This window comes from Collinsella aerofaciens (assembly GCF_028206995.1).
GTDB classification, from domain to species: domain Bacteria; phylum Actinomycetota; class Coriobacteriia; order Coriobacteriales; family Coriobacteriaceae; genus Collinsella; species Collinsella aerofaciens_AQ.
On record NZ_JAQLFL010000004.1, the window covers coordinates 124,728 to 142,240 of the forward strand.

20 protein-coding genes are annotated in these 17,513 nt (G+C 63.0%); 1 reads left to right on the forward strand and 19 read right to left on the reverse strand.

Going from position 1 to position 17,513, the window contains the following annotated elements; all coding sequences use genetic code 11:
* Window positions 1-43 precede the first annotated feature (43 nt).
* Window positions 44-529 (reverse strand): nickel pincer cofactor biosynthesis protein LarC2, encoded by a 486-nt coding sequence (larC2, locus tag PMX60_RS04550; RefSeq protein WP_271747044.1) that lies wholly within the window; start codon window positions 527-529, stop codon window positions 44-46.
* A gap of 299 nt (window positions 530-828) precedes the next feature.
* Here larC2 and PMX60_RS04555 point away from each other — a divergent pair, with 299 nt between their 5' ends.
* A complete protein-coding gene (locus tag PMX60_RS04555; protein WP_271747045.1) occupies window positions 829-1,740 on the forward strand; it encodes a PHP domain-containing protein in 912 nt (303 codons plus the stop codon).
* A 29-nt stretch (window positions 1,741-1,769) separates the two neighbouring features.
* On the opposite strand, the gene hisE is transcribed toward PMX60_RS04555, so the two are convergent.
* From hisE to PMX60_RS04645, 18 genes are all read right to left on the reverse strand, one after another.
* Window positions 1,770-2,087, reverse strand: a complete 318-nt coding sequence (gene hisE / locus PMX60_RS04560) for a phosphoribosyl-ATP diphosphatase (RefSeq protein ID WP_117797555.1) — start codon at window positions 2,085-2,087, stop codon at window positions 1,770-1,772.
* A 15-nt stretch (window positions 2,088-2,102) separates the two neighbouring features.
* Window positions 2,103-2,330: an RDAC family protein gene (locus tag PMX60_RS04565; RefSeq protein WP_099432266.1), complete on the reverse strand. Its 228-nt coding sequence runs from the start codon at window positions 2,328-2,330 to the stop codon at window positions 2,103-2,105.
* Entirely contained in the window at window positions 2,327-2,668 is a 342-nt protein-coding gene (gene hisI / locus PMX60_RS04570; RefSeq protein WP_271747046.1) for a phosphoribosyl-AMP cyclohydrolase, read from the reverse strand. Before hisI ends, PMX60_RS04565 begins: the two co-directional genes overlap by 4 nt.
* Before the next feature lie 142 nt (window positions 2,669-2,810).
* Window positions 2,811-3,593 carry an imidazole glycerol phosphate synthase subunit HisF gene (gene hisF, locus PMX60_RS04575; protein WP_117769949.1) on the reverse strand — a complete coding sequence of 261 codons (783 nt, stop codon included), beginning with the start codon at window positions 3,591-3,593 and terminating at the stop codon, window positions 2,811-2,813.
* A gap of 3 nt (window positions 3,594-3,596) precedes the next feature.
* Entirely contained in the window at window positions 3,597-4,340 is a 744-nt protein-coding gene (locus tag PMX60_RS04580; RefSeq protein WP_271747047.1) for a 1-(5-phosphoribosyl)-5-[(5-phosphoribosylamino)methylideneamino]imidazole-4-carboxamide isomerase, read from the reverse strand.
* On the reverse strand, window positions 4,337-5,038 hold the full coding sequence (locus PMX60_RS04585; protein WP_271747048.1) for an imidazole glycerol phosphate synthase subunit HisH: 702 nt from the start codon (window positions 5,036-5,038) through the stop codon (window positions 4,337-4,339). Before PMX60_RS04585 ends, PMX60_RS04580 begins: the two co-directional genes overlap by 4 nt.
* A gap of 45 nt (window positions 5,039-5,083) precedes the next feature.
* Window positions 5,084-5,671 (reverse strand): imidazoleglycerol-phosphate dehydratase HisB, encoded by a 588-nt coding sequence (gene hisB / locus PMX60_RS04590; protein WP_271747049.1) that lies wholly within the window; start codon window positions 5,669-5,671, stop codon window positions 5,084-5,086.
* Window positions 5,672-6,787: a histidinol-phosphate transaminase gene (hisC, locus tag PMX60_RS04595; protein ID WP_195503594.1), complete on the reverse strand. Its 1,116-nt coding sequence runs from the start codon at window positions 6,785-6,787 to the stop codon at window positions 5,672-5,674.
* 1 nt (window position 6,788) lies between these two features.
* Window positions 6,789-8,225 carry a histidinol dehydrogenase gene (hisD, locus tag PMX60_RS04600; protein WP_271747050.1) on the reverse strand — a complete coding sequence of 479 codons (1,437 nt, stop codon included), beginning with the start codon at window positions 8,223-8,225 and terminating at the stop codon, window positions 6,789-6,791.
* Window positions 8,226-8,330: 105 nt separating this feature from the next.
* A complete protein-coding gene (gene hisG, locus PMX60_RS04605) occupies window positions 8,331-10,046 on the reverse strand; it encodes an ATP phosphoribosyltransferase (protein WP_271747051.1) in 1,716 nt (571 codons plus the stop codon).
* 169 nt (window positions 10,047-10,215) lie between these two features.
* Window positions 10,216-11,052 carry a sugar phosphate isomerase/epimerase family protein gene (locus tag PMX60_RS04610; protein ID WP_271747053.1) on the reverse strand — a complete coding sequence of 279 codons (837 nt, stop codon included), beginning with the start codon at window positions 11,050-11,052 and terminating at the stop codon, window positions 10,216-10,218.
* A gap of 73 nt (window positions 11,053-11,125) precedes the next feature.
* Complete coding sequence (locus PMX60_RS04615) at window positions 11,126-12,187, reverse strand: SIS domain-containing protein (protein WP_271747054.1); 1,062 nt, start codon at window positions 12,185-12,187, stop codon at window positions 11,126-11,128.
* 170 nt (window positions 12,188-12,357) lie between these two features.
* Window positions 12,358-13,572, reverse strand: a complete 1,215-nt coding sequence (locus tag PMX60_RS04620; RefSeq protein ID WP_271747055.1) for an MFS transporter — start codon at window positions 13,570-13,572, stop codon at window positions 12,358-12,360.
* Between the two features lie 91 nt (window positions 13,573-13,663).
* Window positions 13,664-14,497 (reverse strand): PTS system mannose/fructose/sorbose family transporter subunit IID, encoded by an 834-nt coding sequence (locus PMX60_RS04625; RefSeq protein ID WP_271747056.1) that lies wholly within the window; start codon window positions 14,495-14,497, stop codon window positions 13,664-13,666.
* Window positions 14,478-15,251 carry a PTS mannose/fructose/sorbose/N-acetylgalactosamine transporter subunit IIC gene (locus tag PMX60_RS04630; RefSeq protein WP_196022812.1) on the reverse strand — a complete coding sequence of 258 codons (774 nt, stop codon included), beginning with the start codon at window positions 15,249-15,251 and terminating at the stop codon, window positions 14,478-14,480. The genes PMX60_RS04625 and PMX60_RS04630 overlap by 20 nt, the downstream gene beginning before the upstream one ends.
* 226 nt (window positions 15,252-15,477) lie before the next feature.
* Window positions 15,478-16,368: a DMT family transporter gene (locus PMX60_RS04635; RefSeq protein WP_271747057.1), complete on the reverse strand. Its 891-nt coding sequence runs from the start codon at window positions 16,366-16,368 to the stop codon at window positions 15,478-15,480.
* A gap of 88 nt (window positions 16,369-16,456) precedes the next feature.
* Window positions 16,457-17,290 (reverse strand): PTS system mannose/fructose/sorbose family transporter subunit IID, encoded by an 834-nt coding sequence (locus tag PMX60_RS04640; protein ID WP_271747058.1) that lies wholly within the window; start codon window positions 17,288-17,290, stop codon window positions 16,457-16,459.
* Window positions 17,271-17,513, reverse strand: a 243-nt coding sequence (locus PMX60_RS04645) for a PTS sugar transporter subunit IIC (RefSeq protein ID WP_271747059.1), incomplete at its 5' end; no start/stop codon positions are given. The genes PMX60_RS04640 and PMX60_RS04645, both read right to left, overlap by 20 nt.

Below are 17,513 nucleotides of genomic sequence, written 5' to 3' on the forward strand. Positions count from 1 at the left end.
TCGGTGAGGTTGATGGGGTGGGTGTGGCGCGTCGCCGACCGTGTCACTCAAATTGCAGAGCCGCGGCTTGTGCTGCCTGCATCACGCGCTGGAGCGGCACACCGTGCTCGCGGGCAAGGCGGGCGCAGTCCTCGTACTCGGGCGCTGCACGCTCGCTGCCGTCGGGCAGGGCGGCCACCTTGACGAACACCTCGCCCCATGGCGTCGTTACGCGCTCAAAGCGGCGTGGTAGGCAAACGCGCTCCATAACCTGGCGACGAATGCCGTTGGTCGTGGTTTCCAAGAAGATGATCGTCTGCAGGCGCTCGATATCCTCGTAGGTGCAGATTACCTGCAGCTGCCAGCCGGGGCGGCCTTTCTTACAATAGAGGGGCAGCCAGTGCACCTCGCGCGCACCCGCCTCGCGCAGGCGGTCGGCGGCGTAGGCGAGTACCTCAGGCGACGCGTCGTCGATGTCGCATTCCAGCTTGACGATGGTTTCGGGCGCATCGGTCTCGCGGGACAGCGGGGATGTGCTATCGCATGGCATACGGTCCGGCTCCTTTCCGCGCGGGCTCGTTTTGTTCATCCAAACGCTAGCACATCGGACGTGGCACAAGCGTGACTTTCGTCCGTCGCCGCCCTCGCCCCCATCCAAACGTGTACGTCAGTCTCCAAACATGTCATTATTTGTCGGTTTTGGAGGCTGACGTACACGTTTTGAGAGCAAGCGAGGCCGCACCGCGCGCCGCGCAGCCTTTCCAATCGATTTCGACCCCCGGCGTGCCCGGCGTGTTGAGAGCTGCGCCATTACAATGGAGCGGATTCGCTTGACGCAAAGGAGTCGCCATGCCCACCTGCCCGCTGGTCGATTGCCACACCCACACTTCGTTTTCGGATGGCCATGCCTCGTTTGAGGACAACGTTCGCGCCGCTGCTGCGGCCGGCTGCCGCGCTATGGTCTCGACCGACCATCTCACCCTGCCCGCCAGCATGGACGCCAACTGCGAAGTGCAAGTTGTCGAGGGCGACCTGACGGCACATCGCCTGGCATTTGAGGACGCCCGCAAGCTCGCCGCGCAGATCGCGCCGGAGCTCGAGCTTGTCTATGGCTTTGAATGCGACTGGTACGAAGGTTGCGAGCCTTTGGTTGAGCGCTGGTCCGCGGGTGCCATAGTGCGCTTGGGCAGCGTGCATTGGATTGGCAACCCAGGCGATATCATGGCCGGCGCCGCGGGCACGGCGGGAACGGAAAACGTCGCTCGTCCCGATACGCCCGATTCGCGCTGCGGTTGGATCGACGACGACACCAACCTGCATGTTTGGGAAAACCTGGGCGTGCGCGGTGTGTGGGAGCGCTATGTCGATGACTGGTGCCGCGCCTGCGAGAGCCCGCTTAACTTTGATGTGATGGCCCACCCCGACCTGGTCATGCGCTTTTCGAAGGAAGGCTTTGCGCCCGATTTTGACCCCGCGCCGTTTTGGGAGCAGATGGCCGAATGTGCCCACGATACGGGTCACCGTGTCGAAGTCTCGACCGCCGCGCCGCGCAAGGGCCTCGACGACTATTACCCCTCGACGGGACTGTTGCGTTGCTTTGCCCACGCCGAGGTGCCGATCACTTTTGGCTCGGACGCACACCGCGCCTGCGACATCTGCTGGAACATCCGCGAGGCTCAGGCCCACGCCTACGACTGCGGCTACCGGGCCTTCGATATCCCCCACCCCACCGGCGAATGGCAACCCACACCCCTCGCCTAAGACTAGTCGTTGGGGACGTTCTTAAATGACTAGTGGCGGCGGGCGTTGAGTTCGCCGGCAAGCTCGTCGAGGGTGATGCCGTAGCGCTCAAGCGTCACGAGCAGGTGGTAGACCAGGTCGCCGGCCTCGTAGCGGATGTGGTCGTGATCGTTATCCTTGCAGGCCATGATGACCTCGCTCGCCTCCTCGGCAAGCTTCTTGAGCAGCTCGTCCTCGACGTCGGTCAACAGACGCGCGGTATAGCTCTCCTGCGGCGACGCGTCGCGACGGCCATGAATCACCTCGGCCAGCCCCGTCAGCGTCTCACCGATATTTCCCGGCTGCACGTTAGCTGTTCTGACTCCCATGGTTATTTCCTCTCGTTACTGCAGCGTAAAGTAGGTACCGGTCTCATCGAACCGAGGCTTTGCGCCCTTTTTCTCAAAGAACTCGACGATGACGGCATGGGCCTCATCGAGCCTTTCCTTCTCGGCCTCGAGCCAAAGCGACTGCGCCCCGCAGGCATCAGTCAGGTGCACGCGACATGGCACGCCCGCGCGGAGGAGCTCGGTGTTGCAGTCGGCGACCTCGAACGGCGTCACGACTTTCATCGCACTCCCCCTTCCACGCGCTTAAAGAAGCAGGTACGGTTGCCGGTATGGCAGGCCGGGCCCGGCGAGTCGACCTTGACCAGCAGCGTATCGCTATCGCAGTCGGCCCAGAGCTCCTTGACCGCTTGCATATTGCCGCTCGTCGCGCCCTTGTTCCAGAGCTCCTGGCGACTGCGGCTCCAAAACCACGTGGTACCGGTCTTGAGCGTCAGCCCCACCGATTCCTCATTCATCCAGGCAACCATAAGCACCTCGCCGGTGTCATATTGCTGAACCACACAAGGAATCAGCCCGTTGGCATCGTATTTAAGATTCGCTGGAGTAGTAATTTCTCTCATTTCAATTCCCAAATTTAAACATCGCCGGTCGGCGAGGGTTGTCCAGGTGCCCGAGATTCCGAGCGACAAGCCCGACGACGCGTACTTAAGTACGCGAGGAGGGTTGGAGCCGGAAGGTCGGGTGCCTGGGCAAGCCGCAGCACTAGAAGTCCAACCTCACAGGAATACCCTGCGACGCCATATATTCCTTCACCTGGCGAATGCTGAAGGTTCCAAAGTGAAAGACGCTTGCCGCCAGCACGGCATCGGCCTCGCCCTCGATCACGCCCTCGGCAAAATGCTCGAGCGTGCCCACACCGCCGCTCGCGATCACCGGAATCGGCACCGCGCGCGCCACGGCGCGGGTGAGCGCCAGGTCAAATCCGGCCTTGGTGCCGTCGCGGTCCATACTGGTGAGCAAGATCTCGCCGGCGCCGCGACGGGCCGCCTCCTCGGCCCACGCCACCGCGTCGATACCCGTGGCGTTGCGGCCGCCTGCGGTAAAGACCTCCCACTTGTCGGCACCAGATGCGCCGGGCAAACCGACGCGCTTGGCATCGATCGCCACGACCACGGCCTGGCTGCCAAACGCCGCGGCAGCCTGGCTGATCAGCGACGGGTCACGCACGGCGGCAGAGTTGAGCGACACCTTATCGGCACCGGCGGCAACCATGGTCCGCATGCCCGCCAAGTCGCGGAAACCGCCACCCACGGTATAGGGAATAGCGAGCTCCTCGGCCGCATGCGCCGCCATCTCGATAGTCGTCGCACGGTTGTCGCTCGTCGCGGTAATGTCCAAAAATACGACCTCGTCCGCACCCTCGCGGTCGTAGGCGCGGGCCAGCTCCACCGGATCGCCGGCATCGCGCAAGCTCACAAAGTTGACGCCCTTGACCACGCGGCCGTCCTTGACGTCCAGACAGGGAATTACGCGCTTGGTAAGCATGGGCTACTCCTCCCCTCGAGCGGCGGCCAGCGCCTGGGCCAGCGTAAAGTTGCCCTCGTAGAGCGCACGACCGGTAATGGCGCCTTCAATCGCGCCCTCACCCACTGCGGCCAGCGCACGGATGTCGTCGAGCGTCGAGATGCCGCCCGATGCCACGACGGGAAAGCCCGCGACCTCGGCCACATGGCGATACGCCGCCACATCGATGCCCGTCTGCATGCCATCGCGCGCAATGTCGGTATACACCAGATGCTTAAAACCCAGCTCGGAAAGCTGCGCCACAGCGTCGTCGAGCGCCACGCCCGCGCCGTCACGCCAGCCATTCACCTTGACCTGGCCGTCGCGTGCGGCGATGTCTGCCACCAGCAGCTCGCCAAAGCCTTGGGCCGCCACCTCGGCAAAACCCGGCTCGGTCACTAGCACCGTGCCTAGCGCGATGCGGCGAGCACCATAGCCGGCCAACTCGTCGATGCGCGCAAGCGAGCGGACGCCGCCGCCCACGTCCACGGACAGACCGTCGACGCCGCAGATGGCCTTGATCGCCGCCGAGTTGGCAGAGCATGTGTCCTCGTCCTCGCCAAAGGCAGAGGACAAATCGACGACGTGCACCCAGCTTGCGCCCTGCTCGGCAAACGAGCGAGCAACGGCCACGGGGTCGTCGGAATATACCTTGCAGCGGCTGCGGTCGCCGCGCTCAAGGCGCACGACCTTGCCGCCGATCAGATCGATTGCGGGAAACAGAATCATCGGCCAACCTCCTCGACGATGTTGACGAAGTTCTTAAGGATGCGCTGACCCAGCGCGGAGGATTTCTCGGGATGGAACTGGCAGCCCCACACGTTGCCGTGGCGCACGATGCACGGGAAGCTCCGCGTATAGTGCGTGCGCGCCAGTACATCGGCGGCATCGGCATCGTCGGCCACCGCGTAGCTGTGGGTGAAGTACATGTTGGCACCCTCGGCAAAACCAGTAAGCAGCGGATCGGCCGCACCGGCGGGCGTCATGTGCACCTGGTCCCAGCCCACGTGCGGCACCTTCAGGCGACTCGATTTCAAGCGCGTGCACGAGCCACGCATAATACCCAGGCCATCGACCCAGGGACCGCCAGCCTGCTCGGAGACGTCGCCGTCCGTGGCAACACCCTCGTCCGCCGGCACACCCTCGTCGCCGCGCTCAAAAAACAGCTGAAGGCCCAGGCAGATACCGAGCAGTGGAGTTCCGGCGGCGACGGCATCGAGCACCGCGTCCGCCTCGCCGCTCTGGCGCATAAAGGCGATTGCGTCATAGAACGCGCCCACGCCCGGGATGACCAGGCCGTCGGCATTGCGGATCTGCTCCGGATCGTCCGATGTGCAGGCGGCGGCACCGGCGCGCGCAAGCCCGCGCGCAACGCTCGACAAGTTGCCCTTGTGGTAGTCAACCACCACGATCTTCGGTTCGCCCACGCGACCCCTCCCTTATCTCATTCAAAACCTGTCTTTTTTGGCAGGTTACAGCGATCCCTTGGTGCTGGGGATGCCCTGCACGCGGGGATCGAGCTCGCAGGCGTGGCGCATCGTGCGACCCACGGCCTTAAAGGCGGCCTCGATAATGTGATGCGAGTTGCCGCCCGCCAGCTCGCGCACGTGCAGCGTGAGCTTGGCATCGCGCGCAAAGGCGTAGAAGAACTCGACGGCCAGCTCGGTATCGAAGCTGCCCACGCGCTCGGTCGGCACGGGCAGCTCGCAGTAGGCCTGCCCGCGCCCCGAAATATCAACAGCAGCCATCACGAGTGTCTCGTCCATGGCGATCGCCGCGTCGGCAAAGCGTGTAATGCCCGCCTTGTCGCCCAGCGCCTGGCAAAACGCCTCGCCCAGCACAATGCCCGTGTCCTCGACGGTATGATGCGCATCGACCTCCACGTCGCCCACCGCGCGCACCGTCAGATCGAACAGGCCATGGCGGCCAAAAGCGTTGAGCATGTGGTCGAAAAACGGCACACCGGTCGAGATATCGCACACGCCGCTTCCATCCAGGTCGAGCTTTACGACAATGTCGGTCTCGCCCGTCTTGCGGGTCACCTCGGCATAGCGGTCCATCTACATCTCCTCCTTCACCAGCGCGGCAAACGCAGCCAGCACCTCGTCGTTTTCCTGCGGGGTGCCCACGGTAATGCGCAGGCAGTCCGCGAGCCCCGGCGCGTAGCTAAAGTCGCGCACCAAAATCGAATACTCGTCGCGCAGACGCTCGCGCACGCGCGTGGCATGCGGCGTGCGCACAAGCACAAAGTTCGCCGCGCTCGGCCACGCCTCCACGGGCAGACCCTCGGCAGCCATTGCGCGCAGGGCACACAACTCGCGCTCGCGCTCGGATGCGACCTGTGCCACCACGGGCGCGTACGCATCGCGGGCACGCACGCAGGCAAGCGCCGCCGCCTGGCTCAACACGTTGACCGAATAGATCTGGCGAATCGCCGCGAACACGTCGATGACCTCGGGTGCCGCGATCACATAGCCCAGGCGCGTGCCGGCGGCGCCGAACGCCTTGGACAGTGTATGCAGAATCACCAGGTTAGGATGCTCGGCAATAAGGCCTTGCGCCGTAGTTGCCGCGCCAAACGAATCGTCGGCAAACTCCACGTAGGCCTCGTCGACCATGACCATGCCGGGGCACGCATCGCACAGCGCCGCGACAAAGTCGAGCGGCGCCACGTCGCCCGTGGGATTGTTGGGCGAGGTCACGATCGCCAGGTTGCACTCGGGTGCGGCCGCAAGCACCGCCGCCTGGTCGAGCTCAAAAGTTGCCGGGTCGCGCCACACGTCGCGCACCTCGGTCTGACAGAGCGACGCAAAGAACGCGTACTCGCTAAAGCACGGCGGGCAGTTGAGCAGGATCCGCCCCGCGCCGCCAAACGCCAGCAGGAAGTTATAGAGTAGCTCGTCGCCGCCGTTGCCCACGCAGATGTTCTCGCGCGTCACGCCATGCCAGGCAGCAAGCTCGTCGCGCAGGTCGTTGGACATGGGATCGGGATAGCGGTTGAGCGGTGCGGCAGCCAAGGCCGCATCAACCGCCTCGCGCACGCCGGCCGGCACGGGATAGGTGTTCTCGTTGGCCGAAAGATTGATGCGCGTGGGCGTAAAGTTGGGATCGTAGGGCTCGATGCCGGTCAAGTAGGGCTGGACGAGCTCCTTCATGCGCGGCGTGAGTTCGGCCATGTTAGACCTCCTCGCCGGTCGCGCCAGCGGCACCGCCTGCAGCCGCCGCCAGGTCCACGCCCTCAGCAACCGTCGCCACGGCGTCGCCCGGCCAGGCGACCTTGGTCAGGTCGGCCGCAGCCAGTGACTCGGCACTCACGGCATCCTCGCCCTGCTCCAGCACGCGACGACGCAGGGCAGCAGAAAGCGCGTGCGCCCACAGGCCCTCGGCCTCGGCTAGACGCTGTGTGGCAGGAGCGTCGGAGAGCAGGCCCTCGGGCGTATAGCAAATGACGCTCGAGCGCTTGACGAACTCCTCCACCGAAAGCGGGTTGGAGAACATGGCGGTGCCGCCGGTCGGCAGCGTGTGGTTGGGGCCGGCGACGTAATCGCCGAGCGGCTCGGAGCTCCAGGCGCCCACAAAGATGGCGCCGGCGTTGCGGATGCCGCCGAGCAGGCCCATAGCATCCTTGCAGTGCAGCTCAAGGTGCTCAGGCGCCACGGTGTTCACGGCCTCGACGGCGGCGGCCATATCGGCAGCCACCACGATGGTGCCCTCGTTGTCCAGCGAAGCACGGGTAATCTCGGCGCGCGGCGACTGCGCCACTAGAATGTCGATGCCCGCCTCGACCTCGCGCGCAAACTGCTCGTCGCAGGTCACCAGATAGCAGGCAGCGAGCGGATCGTGCTCGGCTTGGGCCATCAGGTCGGCCGCAACCACCATGGGCTTGGCCGTGGCATCGGCCAGCACGCAGACCTCGGAGGGGCCAGCGACCATGTCGATTCCCACGTCGCCCGAGACAATCTGCTTGGCCGCGGCGACAAAGGCGTTGCCCGGGCCGGTGATCTTGTCGACGCGCGGAATGGTCTCGGTGCCGTACGCCAGCGCGGCCACGGCCTGAGCGCCGCCCACCATATAAATCTCGTCCACGCCACCGAGCTTTGCCGCGGCAAGCGTGTACGGGCTGATCAGGCCATCCTTTTGAGGCGGGGTCACCATGACCACGCGCTTGACGCCGGCGACCTTGGCGGGAATGGCGTTCATGAGCACCGTGGAGGGATACTGCGCGCGACCGCCCGGCACATAGATGCCAGCCGCCGCGAGCGGGGTCACCTTAACGCCGAGCATCGTGCCGTCCGGGCGCGTGGTAAACCAGCTCTGCTCGACCTCGCGCTGGTGGAACTCACGAATCTGGCGTGCAGCCTTCTCGAGCGCCGCGACAAAAGCGGGATCGAGGCCTTCGAGCGCGGCATCGATCTGCTCCTGCGGCAAGCGGAAGCTCTGCAGCTCGACACCGTCAAAACGCCGACAGTAGTCGCGCACCGCGGCATCGCCATTGGCGCGCACGTTGGCCACGATATCGCGGGCGGCGTCGACGATGTTTTGCGGCAGCACGCCCTTACGGTTGAGTTGGTTGGTAACGAGGCGCTCACCGGGAGCAAGTTTGATGGTCTTCATATCGGTATCCCCTATCGGTCGAGGTTGTGTTCGAAAAACGAGAGGCCGGGCGGCGGCGCCAATCGGCCCGCAGCCCGTACGTTGGGGCGCCCGTGCGCGCTCGCGCTATTGTGCCGAGCCCGCGACGGGCTCAAAATGCTTGTCCTTAACGGCCGCGGCCAGGCGATCTGCCAGATTGCGTACGCGCGGATCCAAGCGAGCGGCACCCGGGTTGACAAAGAAGCGGGCCGTGCAGTCCATGATGCGACCGGTGATGACCAGGTCGTTGTCGCGCAGCGTGGCGCCCGTGGCGGTAATATCCACGATGCGATCGGTCATGCCGACGATGGGGCCCAGCTCGATGTTACCGTGCAGCGAAACGATGTCGGCGTTCACGCCGCGCTCGGCATACCAGGCACTCGCGATGCGCGGATACTTGGTTGCCACGCGAAGCGACCCGCGGCGGGCATAGTTGCGCTCGGCCTGGCCGGCGCGCCACGCGGGCTCTGCCTCGATAAACGCGCACAGGCCGTAGCCCAGATCGACCAGCTGCAGCAAGTTGAGGTCTGCCTCGATGAGCGAGTCCCAGCCACAGATGCCGCAATCGGCACCACCACAGCCCACAAAAGCGGGCGCGTCGCTGGGACGCACGATGACAAACTCGATATCGCCGACCGTGCCCTCGCCGGCACGCGTGTCGCGACCGCGCACAATCAGGTGACGGCCGGGGTCGCGCAGCTCAGAGACGTCCAGGCCCGCGGCCTCGAGCACGTCGAGCGTGTCGGCCTTAAGCGAGCCCTTGGGCACGGCGATGCGTAGCGGGCCTTCGGCGCCGCGGCCCACGGCGTGGTCACCATCGGAGGCGGCGTCCTCGGCAGAGGTGCACGCGGCCTCCAGACGCTCGAGCGAAAAGGCGAAGCCCGCCGCCGGCACCTCGATGCCGTCGCCGAACGCGCCGGTAAAGATAGAGTCGTAGCGACCGCCCGAGCCCACCGGATCGGGCAGGCCACCGGCATAGGCCTTAAAGACCAGGCCCGTGTAGTAATCGAAAGAATTCATAATGGAAAAGTCGAAGGACAGCACCTGAGCGTCCTCGGGCGCCAGGCCCTCGACCAGCGCGCGCAGCTCACGCGTGAGCGGCGCGACAATACCGGCAGCCGCCAGCAGCGCATCCACGCGATCGAGCACTTCGGCCCCACCATGCAGGCGCGGCAGTTCGCTGACGGCGGCCTTAACGGCATCGGTCTCGGCGCTTGCCGCCACGCGGGCATCGAGGCCCACAAAGTCGTTGGCGTGCACGCAGCGCAGAGCCTCGGCAGCCAGCTCGCGATCCTCGCACGCCGCGAGCAGCTCCTTAAACGGGCGCACGCTACCTGCGATAATGCGCGCATCGGGCAGTGCCAGCTTACGCACGGCCTCGGCCACGAGCGAGACGATCTCGACATCGCCCGCGGTATCGCCCGCACCGATGAGCTCAAAGCCCAGCTGTGTAAACTGACGCGAGCCACCGGCATTGCGCTGGCACTCGCGAACCACCGGCGCCTCGTAGCGAAGGCGTAGGGGCAGGTCGGCCGCGCGCATGCGGGTCGAAACCAAGCGCACGATCGGCAGCGTGTTGTCGGGACGGACCACCAGCAGGCGGCCATCATCGTCAAAGAGCTTAAACGGCGTGTCCGCAATGCGGCCGCCCTCCTCGAGCGAACCCTTGTCCTCGAGCAGTGGCGTCTCGACCGGCAGGTAATGATGCTCCCTAAAGCAGCCCTTCACCGTATATGCGATCTCCTCGCGCGCCTGAGCCTCCTCGGGCAATATGTCCCGGAATCCCCACGGTGTGGCCGTCATCTGGTGAGCCTCCTCATGCTGTGTTGCATACAGAACAAACGACCGGCATAGCTCCGCCGGTCTTTTGGGTACTTTAGCATACTAGAGTGCTTGCGGGGAAAATCCTTGCCCGCAGCTCACACCGTATTCATTTGGAAACATAGGGCAGATTGTCGCAACCCAACCCCACCTAGACGCCAATCGCACGACGATACTCTGCCATTACCTGCGCATCGGCAGCTGCGGGGTCGGCAAAATAGCGCCAGTCATAAGTCTCGGCCGAAACAACTCCGCGATAGCCGCGCGCCACCAGCCTATCCAGGTCGGCGCGCATATCGCGGTCGCCGTCACCCCAGGCAAGATGCGTCGTGCCATCTGCCGCAACATCGACAAAATGCACGTGGGCGACATCATCGCCAAGCAGATCGAAATAATCGTCGATGGTATCCCCCGCCACCGCCATAGCGCCCAAATCCAGACATGCCTTAAGTGCCGGATGATCAACTGCCTCGATCATGCGCTTCGTATCGGCCGCCGAGTTCACGATCATCGACTCAACCGGCTGTAGGGCCTCGAGCACCAGTCGCACGCCGCACTCTCCCGCATGCTCGGCAATCGCACGCAGCATCGAGGCGCTGCGACCCCACGCGTCCTCGATCGGCTCGTTCAAAAATGCCCAGCCGCTCGAGACCATGACCTGCTCGGCTCCAAGTTCCGCCGCGATATCTACAACGTTCTTAAAGTACGCGAGCGTGCGGGCACGCGCCTCATTCCCGCGCGCCGCGATATTCCACGGCTTGGGGTTGTTCTGTTCGGGACAAAGCCCCACAATCCGAACCCCATACCGCTGTGATAGCTCCCGCACCTGCTCGAGCGAATCGTATCCATGGCAATCGACATACAGATGCATCGCCCCGGTCCAAAGCTCGCAACACGTGTAGCCCGAAGCCGACGCCGAAGAAAAGAACTCCTCAAGGTCAAAATAACGATGGCTGATATTCATGACAGCAAGCTGAGGGTAGCTCATAATTACTCTCCAACCCAAACGGGGCCCCGTTCCATATAGGAGCGGGGCCCAATTACACAAACGTTATTTGCTCTTAGTAATCGAACTGGTGATAGTAGCGACGATAGTTCAGGTTGTGCTTGGTGACCGTCTCGTAGTAAGCGGCAAGGCGATCGGTGATCAGCGAGGAGAGGATCCACGGAGACACGATGACGCGGAACTCGTCGTCAAGGCCGGGGATGGCGAACTCGGCGGTGTCGATGATGTTGATGTCGGTGTCGCCGGTCACGCCGCGGTTGAGGAACGCGCGGACGCGCTCGTCGAGCTTGCGGTTCTCGTCCTCGCCCATGAACAGGAACACGGGGACGCCCGGCTCCACGAGCTCGAGGGTGCCGTGGAAGAAGTCGGCCGAGGTGATGTAGCGGGTGCGCTTCCACTGCATCTCCTCGAGGATGCACATCGAGAAGAGGATGGTCTCGCCCCACAGGGCGCCGGAGCCGATGAACATGGTGTAGGGGGCCAGGGCGTACTTCTTGGCGAGCTCCTCGGCGCGCGGCTCGAAGCTCTTGCGGATGTCGACCAGGTGGGTCCAAACATCCTTGGTCTGCTCGATGAACTTATCGAACTGCGGGAAGCAGCCGCGGCGGTTGAGCAGGCGCAGGCCGAAGCAGTCGGCGAGGTAGTAGCCCATCTCGCAGCCGCCGTTACCATGATCGGAAGCCATCTTGACGCAATTCTCGGCGCCCACAGCCTGGCCGATGGGGCCCTCGGGCTTGGTCATGGCGTAGACACGAATGCCCTTTTCCTTCATCTTCTTGACGGCCTCGAGGACCTCGGGGGTGGTGCCGGACTCGGAGGCGGTGAGCACGACGGACTTCTCGGTCATGCGCTTGTGGCCCATGACGTTCCACTCGGCGGCGTGGATCAGGTAGACCTCGAGGTCGCGGTCGCCGAACTTGTTCATGAGGTACTCGAGCTGCATGAGCTCGTCCCAGGTGCCGCCGACGCCCATCAGGAACACGGCGTCGTAGCCCTCGTCGGCGACCTTGTCGGCGAGCGCGGTCATCTTCTTGCCGGCCTCGTAGACGTTCTTGCCGTCCTCGACGTAGCCCTCCTGGCTAAAGTGCATGATCTCGATCTTCTCGGTTTCCTTCATGGCTTTTCCTTTCTGTCTTACACGCGAATCTATACATCGCGTTTCTTTTCGATACCAATTATAGACATACACCTAACGTGTTTTTAATACCACTTTTCAATCTGCTCCAATCCTCGGTGAACGGTCGAAATTCTCTGGTGAGTGGTATTAAATTAGAATTGAATGTATAGCTAACACCTCTGGCGCCTCCCTTGTGTGACAAAGAACAGCGTTCCTACCAGCGCAATAATGGTCGATGCCCCAAACAGCACCGCCTGGACGCCCAAAGCCTCCGCCAAAAATGGAGCCGCCAGCAGCGGCAGCACGCCGGCGCTCATCAGGCCAAAACGCACAAAGCCGGTAATGCGCCCGAGGTATTTGATGTCGGCGCGCTCCTGAATCAAGATCATCTGCAGCGGTTCCAGGAATCCCCAGGCCAGACCGTTAATCGCCTGACCGATAATCGCGACCCCCAGCATATCGGTGCCCACGTACACCATGGACCCAATGCCCACGGCCATGAGCGCGCCGAGCAGCAATCGTAGGTTGACATGGCGAGCAGAAAGCTTGGTCAGGATGAACGCACCCACCGAGGAAGTGAGGCCCACGACCGAGGACAGCCAGCCCAGCCAGACGATATCCACGTTGAGCACATCACGGTAGAACAACGACTCAAGCGAATCGAACGCGCCGAACGCAAAGAATCCCAAAAAGCCCGAGATAAAGATGAGGCGCAGGTCGTGGTCGCGAAACGTAAGTCGCGCACCCTCGGCCATGCCGCCCAGAATACCGCCCTTCGGCTTTTCCCCTTTTGCGGGAACAACGCACTCGTGACAGCCCAAGGAGAGCACGGCCGCCACACCCATCATGCCCGCCATGAGCAGGTAGACCGATTGCGTGGCAAAACAGCTCACGATGGCACCGCCGAGCAGCGGGCCAGCGGTATAGGCGATATTGCTGTAGAACACCATGAGGCCGTTCACGCGGGTACGACCCTCGGTGGTCGACTCCAGGTATCCCGGAAACGCATGCGTGCAGGTGTTGATAAAGCCGCCCGCAAGTCCCAAGACGCACGCGGCAAACACAAGCCCGGGGACAGACAACGGCGCTAACCCCACGCCAAGCGATAGCACTGCCGTAATCACGCACGTCACAAACGACGTCCGGCGCGGTCCAAAGCGATCGATGACCGAGCCCGACACCATATTGCCCACCGACGTCATAAGATTGCGCGCGAGCGTAATGGCGGCAACCAAAAAGGCCGTGCCGGCCAGATCATACGTGGCCGCACCGATAAGCCCCAAAAAGTAGACCGCGTTGTTGGCGCACCACTGCAGGGACTCAATAAGAATCAGCCTGACCTCTGCCGGCGTCAGGCGCATTGCTTCGCGACCCTTCGCGAACATACGAACTCCTTCTATACAAAAAGGGGATGGAGGGCATAGGCCTGCTCCATCCCCTTTCCAGGTTGCAACGAAAATCTATGCAGCCGGACCCTTACGCCAGCACGCCGAAGAACGCGCCGATGATGCCCACGACCATGGTGGCCACGATCAGCACCATGGGGTTGATCTTCTTGGACAGCAGCCAGTAGTACAGCCAGAAGGCGATCATGCCGAGCATGCCGGGCATGATGCCGTCCAGGATGTCCTGGAGGGTCTGGGCGTCGTCGCCCGAGCCGATGGCCACCGGGATGCTGGCCCAGAACATGTCCTTGCACATGGCGCCCACGACCATGACGCCCACGATGCCCACGCAGGTCATGATCTTCTGCATGAGGCCGGTCCTCTGGGCCTCGTCCAGGAAGCCCACGCCCAGCTCGTAGCCCTTGACGGCGCCCCAGATGCGCAGCGCGAAGCCGGGGACGTTGTAGATGAGCAGGAAGGCGATGGGGCCGAAGGGGTTGCCGGCCTGGCACAGGCTGATGCCCACCGCGGCGGCGACCACGCGCAGCGTCGACAGGAAGATGGAGTCGCCGATGCCGGACAGCGGGCCCATGAGGGCGGCCTTGACGTCGTTGACGCTCTCGGGCTCGATCTCGCCGCGGGCGATCTTCTCCTCCATGGCCATCGCGATGCCGCCGACGAACGGGGCGAACTGGACGGTGATGTTGAAGAACGCGCAGTGGCGGTGCAGGGCCGCGGCGTAGTCGTCGGGGCGGCCGGCGTAGATCTTCTTGAGCATGTTGGCGACCATCAGGCAGAAGGCGATGTTCATCTGCTTGTAGTAGGTCCAGGAGAACTCCATGCCCAGGGCGCCGACGTTGACGGCGCTCTTGACGAGGTCGGAGCGCGTAATCTTGTTCTCGGGACTAGAAGTCATCGTCCTCATCCCCTTCCGCGGAGAGCTGGGGCTGGGCTCCGCCCAGGCCGAGCAGGTCGAACTTGTCGATGCCGATGATGATGGCGATCAGGGCGACGCCCAGGACGGGCACGTTGGCGTAGGAGCACAGCAGGAAGCCCAGGAAGTAGAAGGGCACGAGCTGCTTGGTGAGCACCAGGCGGCCGAGCATGGCGAAGCCCATGGCCGGCAGGATGTTGGCGGCAACGCCGCAACCATCAATGATGAAGGACGGGACGAAGTCGAGCAGGCCCTGGATGGCATCGGAGCCCAGATAGAAGGCGCCGCCGCACAGCAGGAAATACTCAAGGCAGCCCCAAAGACCCATGCCCCAATGAACGGCGTAAATGCCTTTAAGGTTTCCCTTGAGGGCGAACCTGTCTGCCATATCGACAAACACGGTGAACAAGGCACTAGTAATGTTGCCGATCGTCAGCGAAAGGACAGCGATGGGCATGGCGAGCGCGATGGCCGTCTCGGTACCCTGACCGAGCTGAATGGCAAACGCGCAGGCGAGCACGCCGCCGATGGTTTCGTTAGGCGGCACGTAGGCGCCGATGGAAACCGAACCCATGAACAGCAGCTCCAGGCTGGCGCCAACGGCAAGACCAGTCTGCAGGTCCCCCAGCACCAGGCCCACGAGCGGGCACAGGACGATGGGGCGGAACGCGTAGAGGGTGCCGAGCTGGTAGTCGAGGCCTCCAAACGCTCCGACTAAGCCGACGAGGATTGCTTGGGTAAGCATGGTTCCTCCAAAATAGGAAATCTCGAGTCATAGCCGGTCACCGTCGCGCGCGCTGTTGATATCAATCCGGAAACTCGACCACACGGCCCGAAGCGTACCTGGTGTGCTGTTAACACCTATGCCAGGCACAAATGATTTGATACCAATTATCGATATGCAGGTTCTTACTATTTAATACCACTCGCTCAGCGGAGTGTTTTTTACCGTAAACGGCAGACGTATCCCATCAGGCGCGCTCTTTGTTTCGATGGCGGACAAGCGCCACCAGAAAGCCATCGCCAAAGGCATCGTATGCCAAGTTGCCTACAATCACCAAAACGATTATCGCCGCGCCCAAAAACTCGTTCCAGCGAAAGACCTCGCCAAAGAGGAGCGCCGACCAGCAGGGAGCGAGCACGACCTCGCTCATGCAAACCAAGTTGGCCGCAAACGCGTTAGTGCGCGCAATCCCCTTGGCATACAGCACACTCGCAAGGCCGCTGCAAAAAAGGCCATGCACCAGCATAAGCCCCCACTCAAAGGGTTTTACGGAGCCTAGGTCGCCGGCAAAATAGACGATCGGCAGTATCGAGATGCCGCAGGAGATGAGCGAGGACACCATGGGCGACGCATCGGGGCGAGAGTTTAAAAAGAAACACAGCCCAAAGGTGGCTCCCGAAATGACGGCAAGCAGGTTGCCGAGCATGCCCTCGGCACTCAAATCGCCTAAAAAGAACAGTCCCATACCCGTAAAAGCAACCACCACGGAGGCAATCTTCGCAGGCGAGGGCAACGTGCGAGTTGCGAGCGACTGATACACGATAACGAAAATCATCGAGGTGTACTGCAGGACGATCGCGTTGCCGACCGTCGTGAGCTGGTTGGCAAAGTTAAACGTGGTGCCCGTCACGAAGTTGCAGACGGCCACAAGGACAATAAGGCGGCTGACGCGGAGGACGGGCCTGCCGACGAGCAGGATAAAGAGCGCCATAAATATTGCCGTGACGGCACCGATCAAAAGAGCTGACTGCGAATTGGCGCGAACGAGGATGCCGATAAAACTCCACAAGAGCGCCGTGCCAAATAGATACATCGCCCCGCTCACGCCATTATCGGGTGGATTGTCAGATCGAATCACGAAGCACCTCCAGCTAGCTTTCGGTAATAAAAAACGGCGACCACAACGGGTCGCCGTTTCCCTTGGGGGCAGAATAGAACGCAGGAACCTACGCCAGCACGCCGAAGAACGCGCCGATGATGCCCACGACCATGGTGGCCACGATCAGCACCATGGGGTTGATCTTCTTGGACAGCAGCCAGTAGTACAGCCAGAAGGCGATCATGCCGAGCATGCCGGGCATGATGCCGTCCAGGATGTCCTGGAGGGTCTGGGCGTCGTCGCCCGAGCCGATGGCCACCGGGATGCTGGCCCAGAACATGTCCTTGCACATGGCGCCCACGACCATGACGCCCACGATGCCCACGCAGGTCATGATCTTCTGCATGAGGCCGGTCCTCTGGGCCTCGTCCAGGAAGCCCACGCCCAGCTCGTAGCCCTTGACGGCGCCCCAGATGCGCAGCGCGAAGCCGGGGACGTTGTAGATGAGCAGGAAGGCGATGGGGCCGAAGGGGGTGCCGGCCTGGCACAGGCTGATGCCCACCGCGGCGGCGACCACGCGCAGCGTCGACAGGAAGATGGAGTCGCCGATGCCGGACAGCGGGCCCATGAGGGCGGCCTTGACGTCGTTGACGCTCTCGGGCTCGATCTCGCCGCGGGCGATCTTCTCCTCCATGGCCATCGCGATGCCGCCGACGAACGGGGCGAACTGGACGGTGATGTTGAAGAACGCGCAGTGGCGGTGCAGGGCCGCGGCGTAGTCGTCGGGGCGGCCGGCGTAGATCTTCTTGAGCATGTTGGCGACCATCAGGCAGAAGGCGATGTTCATCTGCTTGTAGTAGGTCCAGGAGAACTCCATGCCCAGGGCGCCGACGTTGACGGCGCTCTTGACGAGGTCGGAGCGCGTAATCTTGTTCTCGGGACTAGAAGTCATCGTCCTCATCCCCTTCCGCGGAGAGCTGGGGCTGGGCTCCGCCCAGGCCGAGCAGGTCGAACTTGTCGATGCCGATGATGATGGCGATCAGGGCGACGCCCAGGACGGGCACGTTGGCGTAGGAGCACAGCAGGAAGCCCAGGAAGTAGAAGGGCACGAGCTGCTTGGTGAGCACCAGGCGGCCGAGCATGGCGAAGCCCATGGCCGGCAGGATGTTGGCGGCAACGCCAAA